Annotated in this window: 15 protein-coding genes; 9 read left to right on the top strand and 6 right to left on the bottom strand. The window is 61.2% G+C overall.

The features are described 5' to 3' along the window. Window positions 1-52: 52 nt before the first annotated feature. On the bottom strand, window positions 53-643 hold the full coding sequence (locus ACYJRZ_RS06630; RefSeq protein ID WP_459457309.1) for an NAD(P)H-dependent oxidoreductase: 591 nt from the start codon (window positions 641-643) through the stop codon (window positions 53-55). Further along, on the bottom strand, window positions 643-2,259 hold the full coding sequence (xseA, locus tag ACYJRZ_RS06625) for an exodeoxyribonuclease VII large subunit (RefSeq protein ID WP_459457307.1): 1,617 nt from the start codon (window positions 2,257-2,259) through the stop codon (window positions 643-645). The genes ACYJRZ_RS06630 and xseA overlap by 1 nt, the downstream gene beginning before the upstream one ends. A 236-nt stretch (window positions 2,260-2,495) precedes the next feature. On the opposite strand from xseA, the gene ACYJRZ_RS06620 reads away from it, so the two are divergent. Continuing rightward, a complete protein-coding gene (locus ACYJRZ_RS06620) occupies window positions 2,496-2,723 on the top strand; it encodes a homogentisate export protein (RefSeq protein ID WP_459457305.1) in 228 nt (75 codons plus the stop codon). 64 nt (window positions 2,724-2,787) lie between these two features. Here the strand turns inward: ACYJRZ_RS06620 and ACYJRZ_RS06615 are convergent, their stop codons facing one another. Continuing rightward, window positions 2,788-4,626: a hypothetical protein gene (locus ACYJRZ_RS06615; protein ID WP_459457303.1), complete on the bottom strand. Its 1,839-nt coding sequence runs from the start codon at window positions 4,624-4,626 to the stop codon at window positions 2,788-2,790. Between the two features lie 238 nt (window positions 4,627-4,864). Here ACYJRZ_RS06615 and ACYJRZ_RS06610 point away from each other — a divergent pair, with 238 nt between their 5' ends. After that, window positions 4,865-5,878, top strand: a complete 1,014-nt coding sequence (locus ACYJRZ_RS06610; RefSeq protein WP_459457301.1) for a glycosyltransferase — start codon at window positions 4,865-4,867, stop codon at window positions 5,876-5,878. Then, window positions 5,875-6,261 (top strand): GtrA family protein, encoded by a 387-nt coding sequence (locus ACYJRZ_RS06605; RefSeq protein ID WP_459457299.1) that lies wholly within the window; start codon window positions 5,875-5,877, stop codon window positions 6,259-6,261. Before ACYJRZ_RS06610 ends, ACYJRZ_RS06605 begins: the two co-directional genes overlap by 4 nt. Before the next feature lie 66 nt (window positions 6,262-6,327). Here ACYJRZ_RS06605 and ACYJRZ_RS06600 read toward each other — a convergent pair whose 3' ends face one another. After that, window positions 6,328-7,314, bottom strand: coding sequence for a Gfo/Idh/MocA family protein (locus tag ACYJRZ_RS06600; RefSeq protein WP_459457297.1), 987 nt, complete (start codon window positions 7,312-7,314; stop codon window positions 6,328-6,330). Window positions 7,315-7,631: 317 nt separating this feature from the next. Between ACYJRZ_RS06600 and ACYJRZ_RS06595 the strand changes: the two genes are divergently transcribed. The 4 genes from ACYJRZ_RS06595 to ACYJRZ_RS06580 all read left to right on the top strand — a co-directional run bounded on the left by ACYJRZ_RS06595 (window position 7,632) and on the right by ACYJRZ_RS06580 (window position 10,709). Further along, entirely contained in the window at window positions 7,632-8,201 is a 570-nt protein-coding gene (locus tag ACYJRZ_RS06595; RefSeq protein WP_459457295.1) for an isochorismatase family protein, read from the top strand. Further along, window positions 8,198-9,196: a GlxA family transcriptional regulator gene (locus ACYJRZ_RS06590; protein WP_459457293.1), complete on the top strand. Its 999-nt coding sequence runs from the start codon at window positions 8,198-8,200 to the stop codon at window positions 9,194-9,196. Before ACYJRZ_RS06595 ends, ACYJRZ_RS06590 begins: the two co-directional genes overlap by 4 nt. 104 nt (window positions 9,197-9,300) lie before the next feature. Continuing rightward, the gene (locus tag ACYJRZ_RS06585; protein WP_459457291.1) at window positions 9,301-10,251 is read left to right on the top strand and encodes an aldo/keto reductase; all 951 of its coding nucleotides are present in this window, start codon (window positions 9,301-9,303) and stop codon (window positions 10,249-10,251) included. Between the two features lie 14 nt (window positions 10,252-10,265). Continuing rightward, window positions 10,266-10,709 (top strand): N-acetyltransferase family protein, encoded by a 444-nt coding sequence (locus tag ACYJRZ_RS06580; RefSeq protein WP_459457289.1) that lies wholly within the window; start codon window positions 10,266-10,268, stop codon window positions 10,707-10,709. Here ACYJRZ_RS06580 and ACYJRZ_RS06575 read toward each other — a convergent pair. Further along, window positions 10,699-11,316 carry a hypothetical protein gene (locus ACYJRZ_RS06575; RefSeq protein WP_459457287.1) on the bottom strand — a complete coding sequence of 206 codons (618 nt, stop codon included), beginning with the start codon at window positions 11,314-11,316 and terminating at the stop codon, window positions 10,699-10,701. The genes ACYJRZ_RS06580 and ACYJRZ_RS06575 overlap by 11 nt on opposite strands. Before the next feature lie 145 nt (window positions 11,317-11,461). Next, window positions 11,462-12,355 carry a LysR family transcriptional regulator gene (locus ACYJRZ_RS06570; protein WP_095433686.1) on the bottom strand — a complete coding sequence of 298 codons (894 nt, stop codon included), beginning with the start codon at window positions 12,353-12,355 and terminating at the stop codon, window positions 11,462-11,464. Window positions 12,356-12,483: 128 nt separating this feature from the next. Here ACYJRZ_RS06570 and ACYJRZ_RS06565 point away from each other — a divergent pair, with 128 nt between their 5' ends. Next, window positions 12,484-13,479, top strand: a complete 996-nt coding sequence (locus ACYJRZ_RS06565) for an aldo/keto reductase (RefSeq protein ID WP_459457285.1) — start codon at window positions 12,484-12,486, stop codon at window positions 13,477-13,479. A 254-nt stretch (window positions 13,480-13,733) separates the two neighbouring features. Continuing rightward, window positions 13,734-19,250, top strand: coding sequence for an alpha-2-macroglobulin family protein (locus tag ACYJRZ_RS06560; protein WP_459457283.1), 5,517 nt, complete (start codon window positions 13,734-13,736; stop codon window positions 19,248-19,250). Window position 19,251 lies beyond the last annotated feature (1 nt).

The raw sequence follows: 19,251 nt of genomic DNA, 5'->3' as shown, positions 1-19,251 counted from the left end.
CGATCATGCCGCGGTATCCCTGCCGCGGCATTTTTTTGGCTGAAGCGCAGGATCAGATCGTCGCCAGCGCTTTCTTGACTCGGGCGAGATGGGCCTTGCGCCCGGCTTCGGTCACGCGGTCCATGTCATGCAGCGCCAGCATGCGGAAATTGAGCCGCTTGGCGCAGAAGGCGGCGATACCGCGCTTCAACAGGCGCCGCACCGGATTGCCCATGTAGAGATGTACGATCCACCAGGGCGAGCCGGTCGTCGTCAGCGCCCAGAACAGGCGGATATTGGTGAGCTTCGGCACGATACGCCCGCCGGCGGCATCGTGGGTGAAGGCGACACCAGGCGCAAAGGCGCGATCGAAGAAGCCCTTGAGGATCGCCGGGAAATTGAACCACCATTGCGGAAAGACGAGGATCAGTCCCTCCGCTGCCTGCAGTCGTGCGACGATGGCATCGACGCCGGAGGTATCATAAGGCTGGTCGAAATAGCCGCGCCGCTCGGCTTCGGACAGGCGCGGGTCGAAGCCCTCGCGATAGAGGTCGAGCAGATCGACCTCGTGCCCGCCGGCGACGAGCGTTTCCTGCGCGAGCTTTGCCACTGCGGCGGCAAAACTATCCTCCAGCGGATGAGCCAGCACCAGCAGGATGCGCATCAGAAGAGGCTTCCCTGCTTTGGCGGAACGGCAGGCTCCGCCGGTTTGGTGGCACGCTTCTTCGAAGGCGCAGTGCCTGATGGCGGTGTGGATGAAGACGGTGGGGAGGCATCATCGCCGGTCACGGCCGCGATGCGGCCGTCCGCAAACTCGATCGAGATCGCCGCACCCGTCGAAAGTGCTGCCGCCAGCGAAACCGGGCGGTCATCCTCGTCGCGCACAACGGCATAGCCGCGCTTCAGAACATTCTTGTAGGAGAGCGACTGCAGAATGCGCTCCTGCGCCGTAAGCTCGCTGCGGGCGCGGGTGAGCTGATGGCGGATGGCCGTATCGGCGTGACGGACAAGATTGCCGAGGCGGTCGCGCGCCCTCCCTGTCTGCGCTTCCAGGCGCGACGGCAACGTTGCGAAGACGGCATCGGCCCGTTCGATGCGGGCGCGGGACCGGTCGAGCATGCGCTCGATGGTCCGCTCGGCCCGGGTCATCCGTTCGCTCAATTGCTGGCGGCGCTCGGCGATCCGGTTCGACAGGATATCCGGCCGCAGCTGCGACGCCGTGCGCTCGAAGGAACGGCGCTTGTTGAGCGTGTTCAACTCCAAGCCACGGCCAAGGCCAGCTGCCGCCTCATCGAAGCGGCGACGCGGCAGAGCCAGGATCTGGTCGAGCGAAGGCAGGGCACGCAGCAGCGCGCGTACCGTCTGCCGCCGTTGATCCATCTGCCTGCTCACACCGCCCTGCAAGCGAGCGGCAAGGCTTGCGAGCTGCGCTTCCAGCTCAGCTTTGACCGGCACGGCCATTTCGGCAGCCCCCGTCGGTGTCGGAGCGCGCACGTCGGCGGCGTAGTCGATCAAGGTCCAGTCGGTCTCGTGGCCGACGGCCGAGATCAATGGGATCTCGCTTGCGGCAGCCGCACGCACCACGGCCTCATCGTTGAAACTCCACAAATCCTCGAGGCTGCCGCCGCCGCGCGCGACGATCAACACATCGGGGCGCGGGATGGGGCCACCGAGCGTAAATTCATTGAAACCGCGGATGGCGTTCGCCACCTCGTCGCCCGAGCCCTCCCCCTGCACCTTCACCGGCCAGACCAGCACATGCACGGGGAAGCGATCGGAGATGCGATGCAGGATATCGCGGATGACGGCGCCGGTCGGCGACGTCACGACACCGATCACCTTGGGCATGAAAGGCAGCCGGCGCTTGCGCTCGGGATCGAACAGGCCTTCGGCACCGAGCTTGCGCTTGCGTTCCTCCAGCAGCGCCATCAGTGCACCGGCGCCGGCGGGTTCCAGAGTTTCTATGACGATCTGATATTTCGACGAGCCCGGGAAAGTCGTCACCTTGCCTGTTGCAATGACCTCCATTCCTTCTTCAGGGCGGAATTTCAGCTTGGAAAATGTGCCTTTCCAGATCACCGCATCGATACGCGCGCGGTCATCCTTCAGCGAAAAATAGGCATGGCCCGAGGAATGCGGCCCACGATAGCCGGAGATTTCCCCGCGCACGCGCACCTGGTCGAACGCATTCTCAACCGTGCGCTTGATCGATCCGGACAGTTCCGAGACGGAGTATTCCGTCAGGTTCGAAGGCGAATCATTCTCAAAAAAGCTGCTCATATGCTCCTTCTACCCGATGTCGCGGTAAATGCGGAGCCTGCAGCATACCGCTTAAGTCTGAATCGATCGAAAGACGGGATTGTGTGCATAGTTGGGGTGCTTCCGCCTCCTTACATGTCTCAAAAAGGCGTGGAGCCTATTGCTTCATCAAGCGTTAACCCTGCTGACAAAGGCTTTCTTAGCCATCTGCGCGTAAACCTGTGCAAACTGGTTCTTGGTAAAGAGGATATAGAGCGATGATATTCGCGACCGCCACGATCATCGGAATTGCCGCCGGCTTGCAGCGGTCGACGATTGGCGCACTGCTTGGCGTGGCGCTGGTGAGCATCGCTTTCATGGTCGCCGTTGCCACATCGATCGTTCCGCCGCCGCTGACGACGCTGTTCATCGCGCTCGGCGGCTACAATCTCGGCTTTATCGGCTATCTCGTTACCATCGATGTGGCGGAGCATCGCCGCGCCTAAAATCAGCTTCAGAGAAAGGCCCCGCGGTATCCCATCTGAATTGGGTGAAATGTAGCGGTTTAACTCAATCCTGCGGCTTGACGCGGAAGAACTGCACATCCGATTCCGCCGGCACCGCAATCGGCTCCAGGTAGACTGGGATATGCCCGGCGCTCAGCTGCGCATAAAACCCCTTTGGTGCCCGCTCACTCACCAGCGCCACCTGCGGATCTCCCTTGCAGAAGGCGACAATCGTCACCTTTGCCTCATGCAGAAGCGCTTCTGCCTGTTGCGGCTCCGCAAGGCCGATTCGCAACTCGGCCAGCATCCCGTCGGGATCGCGATGATAGGGACCGGAGAGAGTGCGATGGGGTGTGAAGCGCAGAAGCGGCGCTCCCATATTGGAAGCCGCCGCGACGACTCCCGGCTCAAGACCTGCGATCGGTGCCAGAGCCTGCCTGGAGGCACAATTGGCAGTCTCCTCCGCCTTGACCGGTGCCGCGACCATAAAACCATTGACGACCCCCTTGCTTGCAAGCGCGCCGCCCACAGCCCAAACGGCTGGGACGGAGGCCAATAGCGTCCCCGCGTAGAGCAGGATCGAGCGTAAACTTCTGGGATCGGCCGTGTAGTCTTTTCGCAATTCGGCAATCAACAACGCCAATGGCGGAATGGCCAGGAGATTGGCAAATTCGGCGCCGCGTACCTGCACCAGCGTGATCACCCAATTGATCGCGATCAGAGCCATCAGCACTGCATGGAGGCTCGGACGAGTGCCCCGCAGGATACGAAAGCCGCAGACGAGCATCGCCAGGAGACCCGTCGCATAGAAGGCGCCGAGCGCATCGGGCTGCCTGTGAGCGACGGAAAAGATCGACTGCGCCTCGGTCACCCTGCTGAGCCAGAAATCCACCAGCATGGGATCCAGATCGGAAAGCGGATTGCGCAGGCATTGCGGCGCAAGTGCTGCGGTCGTCGCCACCACGAGCGCGCCATCGCCCGCGAGAATTGCAACGCGCCAAGGCCGGGAAAGATGGCTGGCAAAAAGGGACGATAGAAGAAGCCCGACGCAGCCGGCGCTGGCGATGCCGTAAAAGCCGAGCGAGAGATTGTCGCATGTGACCATCGAATAAAAGCGCGGCGGCACCAGCGAGAAGAAGGCGGTGCTGACGGCGATCGTCAGGGTTAGGGCAAAAGCCTTGGCAGCGGGTGCGAATATCTCGCCTTTCCAGGCCCATAAACAGGCAACCGACATGCAGGCGACGGCGACAAAGGGCGTTGTCTCTGCGCCGATACCGAGTTGGATGGCAAGGGCGATGGCGGCGATCGCAAAGTTGCGAGGCCTGTAACTTTCGTCGACCAGCATTACGACGGTAAGCGCGACGAGGCCGAGCTGAACATTGTCGTGATCGATGGAGCCTGGCACGAAGCGCGGCGAGAGCAGGACAAACAGCGCCGTCAGGATCAGCGAGAAGTGCATGCCTTCCACGCCGGCGATGCGCCGACCTGCAAGACCCATGAAGAACATCAGCGGCAGGATGAGCATCAGCGGCCAGACGGTCAGTGTCGCCGCTTCGGCGCCTTCGGGTGAAAGGAACATCCGGAAGAAGAGGATGAGGCTTGCAATCGGCAGATCGATGAAGCGCGACCAGTGCATCAACGTCCCGCCCGCGAGGCCGAGACGGTACTGCATCATGTCGAACCAGCCCTGGCCGGCGAGAAAATCGCGCACTTCGACAAGACGCATGGCGTCGTCATTATCCGGGCCGACATAGTCCGTGAGGTTGCGATGAATGATGAGCTGCGCGATGATGACGATGGCGGCATAGACGACTGCGGCGAAGGCAGTATGAGACCAGCGCAGACGCTCCTTCTTCTCTGCCGTTCCGGTTGCCTCGGGCGGCATTGCCAGCGTCTGCGCCATCTCGATAAACCCCATGTTGGAAGGACAGTCGGGGCGATACGCTAACGGTTGCCGATCAAAAAAAAGTAAAGCCGCTGCCTACAGCCGCTTTTATCACGATAATGTTTTTTGCAGCGCCGGTATCCCGCCTTTTTTATTAGGCAGCCATAGGGTCTTATTAACAGCCAGCGGGATAAGCTCTCGTCCGGATCGTCAATCGGGCCTCGACTGACTTCACGCGCAGCAACCGGCCAAGACCATGTGGAATGAGAAGCTGAACATCGCCGTCCTCTTGCCCTGCTACAATGAAGCCGCAACGATCGGCGAGGTCGTGCGGGGTTTCCGCAAGGCGCTGCCGCAGGCCGCGATCTATGTCTACGACAATAATTCGACCGACGGCACCGCGCTGCATGCCATGCTCGCGGGCGCGACTGTCGTGCGCGAGCGTCGGCAGGGCAAGGGACATGTGGTGCGCCGCATGTTCGCCGATATCGAAGCCGATATCTACCTTATGGCTGACGGCGACGGCACCTATGCACCCGAGGACGGAGAAGAGCTGATCCGCACGCTGCTGACCGAAGGATCTGATATGGTCGTCGGTACGCGGCGCAACGTGCATAATGATGCAGGCAGGCAGGGACACGCCTTCGGCAACCGCATTTTCAACTGGCTCTATCGCAGCATCTTCGGCGCCGATTTCACCGATATATTTTCCGGCTACCGCTGCTTCTCGCGCCGTTTCGTCAAGAGCTTTCCTGCCGTGTCGGGCGGTTTTGAGATCGAGACGGAAATGTCGGTTCATGCCTCGCGGCTCAAGCTGCCCGTCAGCGAGCTGGAACTCGATTACGGGCGGCGGCCGGAAGGCTCGCATTCGAAGCTTTCCACCTTCCGCGACGGTGGCAAGATCCTCTGGATGTTCGCGATGCTGATGAAGGAAACGCGGCCTTTCGCCTTTTTCGGCATCCTGAGCGCCGTTGCCCTCGAGCTCAGCATCGGCTTCTCCATTCCGGTCTTCATCGAGTATTTCGAAACCGGACAGGTATTGCGCGTGCCGACCTGGATACTCTCCATGGTACTGACAATGATCGCCTTCATGCTGTTCACGGCCGGTCTGATCCTCGATTCCGTGGCGCGCGCCCGTGCCGAACAGCTGCGCATCCACTATATGAGCCTGCCCAAGCCTTCCGCGCGCGAAAGCGGCAATGAAAGGACGGTTTACATGGCTGAGATCGACAAGCCGGCAAGCCGGAAGAAGAGGGCCAAGGCTGCATGAAGAAGCTCTTTCGCTTCCTGATCGCCGGCGGTGTCGGCTTCGTGGTCGATGCGGGCGTGCTGCATCTGTTGCTCTGGTTCACGCCCTTCGGCCCCTTCGTCGGCCGCGCCATATCGATCCCGAGCGCACTGCTTGCCACCTGGGTACTCAACCGCAACTTCACCTTCGGCCGCTCCGACCGCTCGCTTGCGGCGGAGGGCTTTCGCTACGGTTCGGTCGGTTTGACCTCGGCTTTGCTGAACTACGCCCTTTTCAGTTCATTGCTGATGAACGAACCAGGGCTCCGGCCAATCATCGCATTAATCCTATCTTCGGCGGCGGCGACGGCGTTCAGCTTCTTTGGCTATTCACGCTTCGTCTTCCGCCACCGGCAGAGTCCCTGAAGCAATTCCGGGAAAAGTGTGCGGCGGTTTTCCGTCCGGAACTGCGCCAGAAAATAAGGAACGCCCTCAGACCAGTTCCCAGCCATCCTTTTCGCTGGCGCGATAGATCGCGTCGATGACCTTCTGATTGAGTTTCGAACTTTCCAGCGACACGACCTCTGCGCCGTGACCAAGCGCAGCAGAGGCGAAGGCTTCCGCCTCGCGCTTGTACTGGCGGCTGTCGGGGAAGCGGAAAATCTGCGATTCCGAATGGCCGCGATTGGTCAGCTCCAGCTCTTCAGCGCCATAACGGTCGGCATTGAAGGGTGATTTCACCTCGATAAAGCCATCCGTACCGTGGAAGACCATGACCTGGCGGTTGGCCATCTGCGTCGAGATGTAGAAAGTCAGTTCGAAGTCGCCGAAGTCTGCCTTGACGCTGGAGTAGATGTCGGTGCCGAATTCCGGGTCGCGCTCGGTGACGGCCTGAATGCGCAAGGGCTCGCGGCCGGTGACGAAACGGGTGCTGATCGTGGGATAGACGCCAATATCGGGCAGGCCACCGCCGCCAAGCGCAGGAATGTTGCGCATGTTGCCGGCATCGCGGTTGAAATAGGTGAAAGCGCCCTGGATGTGGCGCAGGCGGCCGATGGCGCCATCGGCAAGCAGCGAGCGAACCTTGCGCCAGACCGGCGCATAGGTGACCATATAGGCTTCCGTCACCAGAACCTTGTTGCGGTCACGCGCGGCGATCAGGCTGTCGATCTCATCCGCCTTTAGAGCAATCGGCTTTTCGCACAGCACATGCTTGCCGGCATCGGCAGCTTTGACCGTCCATTCGACATGCTGAGAGGTCGGCAGGGGAATGTAGACGGCATCGATCGTATCGGAGGCGAGCATCTCTTCATAGGAGCCGAAAGCATGCGGCACGGAGAAGCGGTCTGCCATCTGCCGGGCGCGGGCGAGATCACGGCTGGCGATCGCCGTCACGACGCAGTTTTCCGCATCCTGGATGGCGGGCACGACCAGATCGCGGCCGATTTTGGCCGTCGACAGAATTCCGAAGCGCAGCATGATCTCTCTCCTTAAGCATTGTCCCGAAGCAGACGGCCGCATGGCGATGATCGCAACACGGCCTTTCCGGCGGGATCCTTTGTGAACATGGTGGGGTAAAGCGAAACAGGGCATTCCGCTCTGGACGAAATCGACGCGGATCTTATTCGGCCCTTGCCAAAGGCGCAACGCCCGAGACAGCCCGCAGGCGCGAACCCGAGAGCATAAGGACTATCTCGACATGTCCGTATTTGTCCCTTTTCTGTCTGCCAGATGGCTTTCGAGGCTTTCAAGCGACGCCTAATCTCGGCTATCCTTCAAGCACAGGAGATACGAAAATGTCCCATGCGGATACCGCACTGCTCGTCATCGACGTCCAGGAATCCTTTCGCCAGCGTCCCTACTGGAGAACGGACGACCTGCCGGTCTTTACTGACCGCCTGCAGGCGCTGATCGATGGCGCCAAGGCGAAAGGCATTCCCGTCGTCCAGATTTTCCATGTCGAGGACAGCGACGCGCATTTCAGCCTGAAGAGCGGCTATGTGCGCAAGCTCGATGAGATCTCGCTGGAGGCCGATGCCGTCTTCCACAAACGCCGCCATTCGGCGCTCGTCGGATCCGGCCTTGATGTCTGGCTGGTGGCAAACGGCATCCGCAAGGTGATCGTTTCGGGTATCCGCACCGAGCAATGCTGCGAGACGACGACCCGGCACGCCTCCGATCTCGGCTATGAGGTCGACTATGTCACCGAGGCGACGCTGACCTTCCCGATGACGCATGCCTCGGGCACGGTCTTCAGCGCCGACGATATCAAGAAGCGCAGCGAGCTGGTGCTATCGGGCCGCTTTGCCCGCATCGCAACGGTCGAAGAGGCGCTTGCCGACGCATCGATCCGGAATGCCGCATGACCCAAAGCGACCGGCGCCTCCATCGGCAGATCATTCCCGTCTACGTGCTTCTGCCGCCCTATACGCTGCTGATGGACGTGGCCGGACCGGTGGAGGTGCTGCGCCGCGCCAATATCGAACAGGGCGACGTCCTCTTCGATTATCAATTCATCGCTGCCCAGCCATCCCAGACGACTTCGGTCGGGCTAATGCTTGCCGATCTCAGGCCGTTGCCTGATCGCATTCCCGATGGCGCCTACGTCATCCTGTCCGGCAGCGTCACGCCGCCCGACGATGCCGAGGATATCGAGCCGGAACTCGCCAGGCTTGCAGCGTGGCTAAGAGGTGCGATCCGGCCGGGCATTACCCTCGTCACCATCTGCTCGGGAGCCGTGCTCGCCGCCCGCGCCGGCCTAATGGATGGCTATGCCTGCACCTCCCATGCCGCCTGCCTCGACGACATCAGGCACTATGCCCCGACGGCCAGGGTTCTCGACAACCGGCTCTATGTCGAAGACCGGGACCGCTATTCGAGCGCCGGCATCACCACAGGCACCGATCTGATGCTGCATCTCGCCTCCAAGCTGACCTCGCCGGTGACGGCGCTGACCATTGCCCGGCACATGGTGGTCTATATGCGCAGGACCGGCGCCGAGCCGCAGCTTTCGCCCTGGCTCAGCGGCCGCAACCACGTGCACCCCGCCATCCATCGCGTTCAGGATGCGATCATGGCCGATCCGGCCCATAGCTGGTCGCTTACCGAGCTTGCCGGCATTGGCGCCATGAGCGCGCGGCATATTTCGCGGCTGTTCCAGGAACATGCCGGCCTGTCGGTGACGGCCTATGTCAATCTGATGCGCGTGACGCTGGCGCGCGACGTGCTTGCCAATTCGCGGCTGGACATGGAGCGCGTGGCGGAAAAATCCGGCTTCGCCTCGCCGCGGCATATGCGGCGCGTCTGGTCGAAATACAACGCGCTGCCGCCCAGCCACTATCGGCGCTCGACGACGGAATAAAGAAATTGTGTGTGGTCTTCGCCGCGAAAGGCCGATAGCCTGCCTTGTCCCTTCCTCCGGCGCCTGCTCGCCGGTTTACCTTTCAAATGACCTGGAGTGATATCATGGACATGCGCAAGCTTGGACGAACCGATCTGTTTGTCGCCCCCATCGTTTTCGGCGGGAACGTCTTCGGTTGGACGGCCGATGAGAAAACCTCCTATGCGCTGCTCGACGCCTTTTTCGGCGCCGGCTTCAACACGATCGACACGGCCGATGTCTATTCCCGTTGGGTTCCCGGCAACAAGGGCGGTGATTCCGAAGAGATCATCGGCAAGTGGCTGAAGCAGGGTCGCGTTTCGCGCGACAAGGCCATCATCATCACCAAGGTCGGATCGGAGATGGGGCCGGGCAAGAAAGGCCTGAATGCCGGTTACATCATCGAGGCGGCCGAGGCTTCTCTGAAGCGGCTGCAGACCGATCACATCGATCTTTATCTTTCGCACTGGCCGGACCCCGAGACACCGCACGAAGAATCGCTTGCCGCCTATGCAAAGCTGAAGGAACAGGGCAAGATCCGCCATGTCGGCTGCTCGAACCTCGATGCGACGCAGCTCCAGGCGTCGCTCGATGCTGCCGCCAAGGCCGGCCTGCCACGCTACGACGTGCTGCAACCCGAATATAATCTCTATGCCCGCGACAGCTTCGAGGGACCACTGGCGGATCTCTGCGTCAAGGAAGAGATCGGCGTCATTACCTATTTCAGCCTCGCGGCCGGTTTCCTGACCGGCAAGTACCGCACCAAGGCGGATACGGAAGGACGGGCGCGCGAGAACCGGGTTGCCGCCTATCTTGACGACAAGGGCCTGCGAATTCTTGGAGCGCTCGATAAGGTGGCCGCAGAAACGGGCGGGAAGCCGGCCGAGATTGCGCTTGCCTGGCTCCTGCGCAAACGCGGAGTCACCGCTCCGATCGCCAGCGCCACTAGCCTCAGTCAGCTCGACGCGCTCATCAATTCGGCAAAGCTCTCGCTTTCCGATGACGCCATGCGCCTGCTCGACGAAGCCGGCAAGTAAACGGAGGTTGGCCGATGACCGTGATGATCCGAGATGCCAGACCTGACGACGAAGCGCGCTGGCGCGCGCTATGGGACGGCTATCTGGCCTTCTACGGCGTCACGGTCGCACCCGACATCACCGATGCAACCTGGCGTCGGATCTTCGATCCGGCGTCGGCGATCTTCATGCGCGTGGCCGAGGTCGACGGCGAAGTGAAGGGCTTTACCCTCAGCCTCACGCATGAGGGCACATGGGTGCGCGTGCCCGACTGCTATCTGGAGGACCTGTTCGTCGATGAAAGTGCCAGAGGCCACGGCGTCGGCCGGGCGCTGCTCGACGATCTCGTCGCGCTCTGCAAGAAGAACGGCTGGGCTCGTCTTTACTGGCATACTGAAGAAGGTAATGCGACCGCCCGCAAACTCTATGACAGCTACGTCAAGAGCGATGGGCATATTCGCTATCGCATCAGCTTCTGAGCTTCGGAAAGCCCGCATAGTGGGCGGAATGGTCGCCTTCCCAGTTGGCCATGCCGGGCTTGGTCAGCATGCCGCGCGGGCCGACATAGCTCTGGATGGTCCGCATCGGTCGCTCATGCCATTGGATGTTGAAGGCCCAGAGCTTCGGGAAAAAGCAAAGCGAGGCGTAGGGCAGATGGTCATGAATCCACCAGGCAAGCTTCTGCCAATCACCCTCATGGCTGTGGTGATCGATCAGCCAAGGCACGACGATGCAGACGGCGGCCCCCATGCAGCCGTCGAGATCGCGCATATCCCAGATGTGGTGCGCGGCGGTGTGGGGATTGGTCGAGCAGTTCAGCCCATTCTTGTTACCGAAAGCATTGACCTCCGGTGAGCGATAGCCGGACCGGATATGTAGCCGGCCAAAGGTCGCTTCCAGCGGCTCCAGCAAATCCTCGCAAAGCCTGCGCCCGGTCTCGATCGCCAGATCGGGGTCCTCGGGAATATTGGGAATACGATAGAAATCAGCAATTTCCGAATGCAGGAAATCGCGAAAGAAGAAGTTTTTCGACAGCCTGATGCGGCCGAGATCTTCAAGTCCCTTCATCGATCCCGGTTTTCTCATCGCTGCTATCCCTTCCTGAAACCATTCGGACAATCGAGACGAGTTATGGCATTGCCGCCACCCGATTTCTGTCAGCAGTCGCTTCGTTCCCTTGCTTTGCGCGATTCCGGACGGAAAACCGCTACGCACTTTTCCTGAAATCGCTTTAAGGTCCGGTATATTTGAAGAAATCGATGAAAGCTCTGAGGGCCGGACGCATCTGGCGGCGGCTCGGATAGTAGATGCAGAAGCCGGGATAGGGCGGACACCAATCCTCAAGTACGCGGATGAGCTTGCCCTCCGCCAGTTCCTGCTGCACGCGAATATCGAAGAGATAGGCAAGACCCGCACCATTGAGGGCGGCTAAAACGCCGAGCCGATCCTCGATCACGATCAGCGGACCGTCCACGGCGACGACCAGCTCGCGGCCATCCTTCTCGAACTCCCAGCGATAGATCGAGCCATCCGTAAATCGCCGCTTGATGCAGCGGTGATGGACGAGATCGCGTGGATGTAGCGGCTTCGGATGCTTCTCGAAATAGGCAGGCGACCCTGCAATGACTGTGCGTATGTCCGGGGAGATCTTCACTGCGATCATGTCGCCTTCGATGCTCTCCGCCAGCCGAATGCCGGCATCGTAGCCTTCCTTAACGATATTGCTGAAGCCGTCCTCGTTGGCGATTTCGAGCGTGATATCGGGATAGGTATTGAGGAAATCGCCGATACGCGGGGCCATGAGAAGATCTGAAGCGAAGCGAGGGGCGGTGATACGCAGCGTTCCCGCGGGACGGCCACGGGTCGCAAGCGTGTCCTCCAGTGCGATATCGATTTCCTCCAGGGCCGGCCCCAGCCTTTGCAATAGCGCCTGCCCCTCCTCGGTCGGAAGCACGCTGCGCGTGGTGCGGGCAAGCAGCCGCACGCCGAGGCTTTCCTCGAGGCTGGAGACGGCGTGGCTGACCGCCGACGGCGCGATCGACAATTCCTTGCCGGCAGCGCGAAAGCTGCGATGGGCGGCGACGGCGGCAAAAACCGCAAGCTGAGAGAGCTGTGTTCTGTTCATTGATCTAAATTATAGAACAACCTGTAAGGATTTGCATGGATTTTCATTCACTGTCCGGAACCCTAATTTGAGCATGTCGGCAGCGGAAATGACCGCCGCCGCTTCCATAAGCTCAAAAGGAATAGATTATGAAAACCCGCAGGCTTGGTAAGGATCTCGCCGTTTCCGCCGTTGGGCTCGGCTGCATGGGCATGAGCTTCGCCTATGGCCCGACGGACGACGAGGAATCCGTCAAAACGCTGCATCGCGCCGTCGATCTCGGCGTCACCTTTTTCGATACCGCCGAAATGTATGGCCCCTTCACCAACGAAGAGCTGCTCGGCCGCACACTGAAGCCGGTTCGCGACCGTGTGGTCATCGCCACCAAATTCGGCTTCAAGCTCGATCACACGAAATCGGGTCTCGCCGCCATGAGCGGCGTGGATAGCCGGCCCGAGCATGTCAAGGAAGTCGCCGAAGCTTCCCTCAAGCGACTGGGCACGGATGTCATCGACCTCTTTTACCAGCACCGGGTCGATCCGAATGTGCCGATCGAAGATACGGTCGGGGCCATGGCTGAGCTGGTGAAAGAGGGCAAGGTGCGCGCACTCGGCCTTTCTGAAGCAAGCTCTGCAACCATCCGCCGCGCCCATGCCGTACATCCGATCGCCGCCGTGCAGAGCGAATATTCACTCTGGAGCCGCGATCCGGAAGAAGATGTGCTTGCTACCTGCCGCGAACTCGGCATCGGCTTCGTCCCCTACAGCCCGCTCGGTCGGGGCTTCCTGACCGGCACGATCCAGAAGACGGAGGATCTCGCCGACGACGATTTCCGCCGTTCGCTGCCGCGCTTCCAGAGCGGGAATTTCGATGCCAACGCGGCTCTGGTCGCAAGGCTTCAAGCTCTTGCTGAGGAAAAGAGCGTTACCGCGGCACAACTGGCGCTCGCATGGGTGCTGCATCAGGGTGACGACATCGTGCCGATCCCCGGCGCTCGCAAGCTGCATCATCTCGAGCAGAATGCCGCGGCCGCGGATATCGTCCTTTCGGCACAGGAGGTGAAGGAACTCGGCGATATCATCAAGCCCGAGATCGTCGTCGGAAAGCGGTATACGGATGCCGCATTGGCCCTGACGAATATATGACAAATCGGCTTCCTCCGCAGCCTAGACGGAGACACCGGCCATCACGGCCGGTGTCTTTTTGGGATTGAAAAGAAAAGTGAAGCGCAACCGACATATCTTCGAACATCCGAATCGCCTGATTTGCAGCCTCTTTCAAACGTCTAGACGAAACGTCATAGGCGTAAAGCACACGCCACCGCTCCACGCTCGGTTGACAAACGGGTGCGAAATTTGAAGATTGCCGCCATCAAAAACGGGCAGCGTGGGGAGGACTTATGTCTAGGCGCGCGTTTATCGGCTTCTCTGCTTTTCTTCTCGCCACTTTCGCATCTCTGACCCCTTCGGTCGCGGCTGATGTCAAGCGCCAGGTGGTCACTACGAAGGATGGCGACTACTTCGGCTTCGATCTGCGCACAGAGCAGAATGTGACACTGGATCAGTGCTCCGCCTCCTGCATCGGCGACAAATCCTGCAAGGCCTTCACCTACAATCCCAAGGTGAAGTGGTGCTTCATGAAGTCGGACTTCAACCAGCTCAACAGTTTCCCCGGCGCGATCGCCGGCAAGATTGTCGAGACGGCCGCGACCAGCGAGCCGGATATCGGCGCTGCCCCTGCCCTTTCCTTCCTCTCCGACAATTTCGTCCAAAGCGCGCGCGATGCAAAGAATACGCTGACGCTCGGCAATGAGCTGAAGGGCCAGGGCGTCGAAAGCCTGATTGCGCTCGGCCGCATCGAGCTGACTTCGGGTAACGTCAACAATGCCCTCAACGCCTTCCAGGGTGCGCTTTCCATCAATCCCGACAATGGTGATCTGTGGATCGAGATGGCGCGTGCCGCCAATACGATCACGAACGACACGTCTGTCGCCACAAGGGCCGCCTATGCCGCGCTCAACGGCTATCAGCTGACCCGCACGACGAGCAGCCGCGCCGATGCGCTGGCCGTGCTCGCCGAAGCGCTGAAGAATGCGCAGAACTACCGTCCGGCGCTGAGCGCATACAAGGCAAGCCTCAACCTCGTCAGCTCAGCTGCCGTCCAGGCCGCCTATAACGATCTTCTGGCCCGCCAAGGCTTCCGCGTGACCGGAAACACCCTCGACAACGACAATGCATCGCCCCGCGCCTGCGTGCAGTTCTCCGAAAAGCTGGTGAAGAGCGGCGTCGACTACGCGCCCTTCGTCACCCTCAACGGCGCAGCGCCGAAGGGTGTCGACGCCAAGGACAACCAGATCTGCGTCGAAGGCCTGGAATTCGGCCAGCATTACCGCATTTCGCTGCGCGCGGGCCTGCCCTCCTCGGTGGATGAAAACCTCGCCTCGCAGGTCAATGTCGATATCTACGTCAAGGATCGCACCGCTTCGCTGCGCTTCACCGGCGACAATTTCGTGCTGCCCTCGACCGCGCGTCGCGGCATCCCGATCGTTTCGGTCAACGCGACTACGGCCAATCTCAAGCTCTACCGCATCGGCGATCGCAATATCGCGCAGCTTCTGAACAACTCGCAGTTCCTGACGCAGGTGGACAGCTACAGCGCCCAGACCATCCAGGACACCAACGGCGAACTGGTCTGGCAGGGCTCCATCGAGATCAAGCAGGAACTCAACAAGGAAGTCGCGACCAGCTTCCCGGTCGACGAGGCACTGCCGAAGCGCAAGCCGGGCGTCTATGTGCTGACCGCTGTTGCACCCAACAGTGGTCATGAATGGGATCCGCAGGCGACGCAGTGGTTCGTCGTTTCCGATATCGGCGTCACCACCTATGCCGGCACTGACGGGTTAAATGTCTTTGCCCGCTCGCTCGGCAGCGCCAAGCCGCTTGCCGGCATTCAGCTGCAGCTGCTCGCCAAGAACAACGAAATCCTCGGCACGGCGAAGACCGACGACAAGGGCCGCGCCGTCTTCAGCGCCGGCCTGATGCGCGGCACCGCGGGCATGACGCCGGCCGTCATCACTGCCCAGAACGGCGATCAGGACTACGTCTTCCTCGACATGACGCGCGCCGGCTTCGATCTTTCCGACCGCGGCGTGTCAGGCAGAACTGCACCCGGCGCCATCGACTTGTTGACATGGACCGAGCGTGGCATCTACCGCGCCGGCGAGACGGTGCATGCTTCCGCACTTGCCCGCGATGTCAGCTCGACGGCGGTCGAAAACCTGCCGCTTACTTTCGTCTTCCGGCGCCCAGATGGCGTCGAAGACCGCCGTATCGTAACCGATGGCGGCAAGCTCGGCGGCTATAATGTCGATCTGCCGCTGCAGCAGACTTCGATGCGCGGCACCTGGACGATGAACATCTATACCGACCCGAAGGGTTCTTCCATCGGCTCGCAGACCTTCATTGTCGATGACTTCGTACCCGATCGCATCGAATTCGACATGAAGAGCGATGCCAAGGAGATCGAAGTCGGCCAGCCGACGCCGATCAACGTCGACGGACGCTATCTCTATGGCGCACCGGCCGCCGGCCTCAATCTGGAAGGCGAAGTGACGCTGAAGCCGACGCGCCAGAGCGATGCCTACAAGGGCTATCAATTCGGCCTCGCCGATGAAGGCGCCGGCAAAGCAAACGCAAACAATGACGACGACGACAGCAGCGGCGACAGCAAAGCCGAGAGCACGAAGGTCCCACTCGAGGACCTGCAAGCGCTGGACGAGAATGGCAAGACCACCTTCAACGTCACGATCAACGACACGCCTTCGACCACGCAGCTCTTGAACGCCAATATCACGGTCCGCATGCAGGAAGCCGGCGGCCGCGCCGTCGAGCGCTCGCTGACGCTGCCTGTCAAGACGGATGGGCTGCGCATCGGCATCAAACCGGAATTCGACGGCGATCTCGGTGAAAACTCCGTCGGCAACTTCCATGTCATCGTTGTCGATGCCAACGGCCAGAAACAGGCCATGCAGGGCCTGACCTGGAAGCTGCTCAGCGTCGAGCGCAATTATCAATGGTATCGCGACGGCAGCAGCTGGAAGTACGAGCCGATCATGTCCACCAAGCAGGTGGCAGTCGGCACGATCAACACTACCACGGACGGCGCGGCGATTTCCATGCCAGTCACCTGGGGCCGCTACCGTCTCGAAGTCTCCACCGCCGATGCGAACGGCCCGGAATCGAGCGTCGAGTTCAATGCCGGCTGGTATGTCGCTTCCACCTCGACGGAAACGCCTGACGCGCTCGAGATCGCGCTCGACAAGGAAAGCTACCATGTCGGCGATACCGCCAAGCTCAAGGTGACCTCGCGCTATGCCGGCCAGCTGATGGTGACAGCCGGCTCGGAAACGCTGATCTCGGTCACCAATGCCGATATCGGCGCGGCGGGCGGGGAAGTCGATATCCCGGTCACTGCCGATTGGGGCGCCGGCACCTATCTGACCGCCACCCTTTTCCGCCCTGGCGACGCCCAGGAAAGCCGCATGCCGATGCGCGCCATCGGCATCAAATGGGCACCGGTCGATCCGGGCGAGCGCAAGCTGCAGATCAAGATCGACGCGCCGCAGAAGACACTGCCGCGCCAGCCGCTTGATATCAGTCTGCAGGTCGCCGGCGCGGGCGCCAATGAGGATGCCTATATCACGATCGCCGCCGTCGATGTCGGCATCCTCAATCTCACGCGCTACCAGCCGCCGGCACCGGATGACTGGTATTACGGCCAGCGCCAACTCGGCCTCGAAATCCGCGACATCTACGGTCGCCTCATCGATGGCTCGCTCGGCGCGACCGGCAAGCTGCGCACCGGCGGCGACGGCGGACAGGCAGCCTTGCAGGCAAGTCCACCGAAGGAAAAACTGGTCGCCTTCTTCTCCGGTCCCATCAAGCTCGATGCAAATGGCAAGGCCAATGTCAGCTTCGACATTCCGCAGTTCAACGGCACGGCGCGGCTGATGGCGGTCGCCTGGTCGAAGGCCGGCGTCGGCCACGCGACGCAAGACGTGATCATTCGCGATCCCGTCGTCGTCACGGCTAGCTTGCCGAAATTCCTGGCACCGGGAGACAAGGCAAACCTGCGTCTTGACGTCGCCAACACCGACGCTCCCGCCGGCGAATACACGCTCACGGTAACGGGCAATAGCGCCGTGACCGTGGACGCAAGTTCGACCCAACAGAAGATCAACCTCGAAACCGGCGGCAAATACGCCATTACGCTGCCGCTCACCGGCGGACAGCCGAGCGACGGCACGGTTTCGATCAAGCTCTCGAATGCTTCGGGCATGTCGCTCGACCAATCGGTCGATATCCCGGTTCGCCCGTCGCAGCTGCCGGTCACCGAACGGCGCGTCATCGCGCTTGCCCCCGGCAAGAGCCTGACGGTTAATGCCGATCTTCTCGCCGACAGCGTGCTGCCCGGCGCCTCGGTTAGCGTCAATGTCAGCCGTTCCAGCGCCTTCGACGTGCCGGCGCTGTTGATGAGCCTCAGCCGCTATCCCTATGGCTGCGCGGAACAGACGGCGAGCAGCGCCATGCCGCTGCTCTATTTCAGCGACATGGCGATCAAGAACGGCCTTGCCGATGACGCTGAGATCCAGAAGCGCGTGCAAGACTCGATCTATCGCGAACTGTCGTACCAGTCTTCGACCGGCAGCTTCGGCCTCTGGGGGCCGGGTTCCGGCGATCTCTGGCTCGACGCCTATGTCATGGACTTCCTGACCCGCGCCCGCGAGCAGAAGTACAACGTGCCGGATCAGGCCATGGTACAGGGGCTCGAAAACCTCCAGAATGCGCTCAGCGCCAATACCAATGTCAAGGATAACGGCAACGAGATCGCCTACGCGCTCTATGTGCTGGCGCGCAACAAGAAGGCCTCGATCAGCGATCTGCGCTACTATGCGGATACGATGCTGAACGACTTCCCGACGCCGCTCGCCAAGGCACATCTGGCCGCGGCTCTCGCGCTCTATGGGGACGCACAGCGCTCGCGCAACATATTCGTCGACTCGCTGCAGATGTCGCAGAAGGCGGCCGTCACCAAGGTCAGCTTCGTCCGTTCGGATTACGGCTCATCGCTGCGCGATGGTGCCGCCGTGCTGGCGCTGGCCGCCGAAAGCCGCCCGGTGCCGCCGATCATTCCGGAACTCGCCAGCGTCGTCGCGAAGGATTGGCAGAACCGGAAATATACCAGCACCCAGGAACAAACCTGGATGCTGCTCGCCGCCCGCGCCCTGCAAAATGGCGACGACGGCCTGACGCTCGATGTCAACGGCGCCGCCCACAGCGGCACCTATATGGCGCAGATGTCGGGCGATGCGCTGATGGGCCATCCGCTGACCGTGACCAACACGACGCGCCAGCCGCTGTCGGCTGCCGTAACCACGGTCGCGGCTCCGGTCGCGCAGCTGCCGGCCGGTGGCAACGGCTTCAAGATCGAGCGCAAGTACTACACGCTCGATGGCGAAGAGGCGAATGTCAGCCAGGCACAGCAGAACGAACGCTACGTGGTCGTCCTGCATGTGACCGAGGATAATGACTGGCCGCAGCGCATCCTCGTGACCGATCTCCTGCCGGCAGGCTTCGAGATCGACAATCCGAGCATCGTCAACAGCGCCCAGCTTTCGAACTTCGACTGGCTTAGCGAAATTCAGCCGGCCCATGTCGAATTCCGCAACGACCGCTTCGTCGCGGCTTTCGACCAGGCTTCCGGAGCGGACCGAGACATGACCTTTGCCTACGTCGTGCGCGCCGTAACTCCCGGCGTCTACGACCATCCGGCCGCAAGCGTCGAGGACATGTATCGTCCGCAGTTCTCGGCCCGCACGGCAATGGGCCGCATGGAGGTGCTGGGCGCCCAGCAGTAAG

The sequence above is a fragment of the Rhizobium sp. No.120 genome (genome assembly GCF_054558365.1).
Note: the sequence above shows the minus strand (reverse complement) of the source record. Positions and strands in the feature narration are given on the sequence as shown.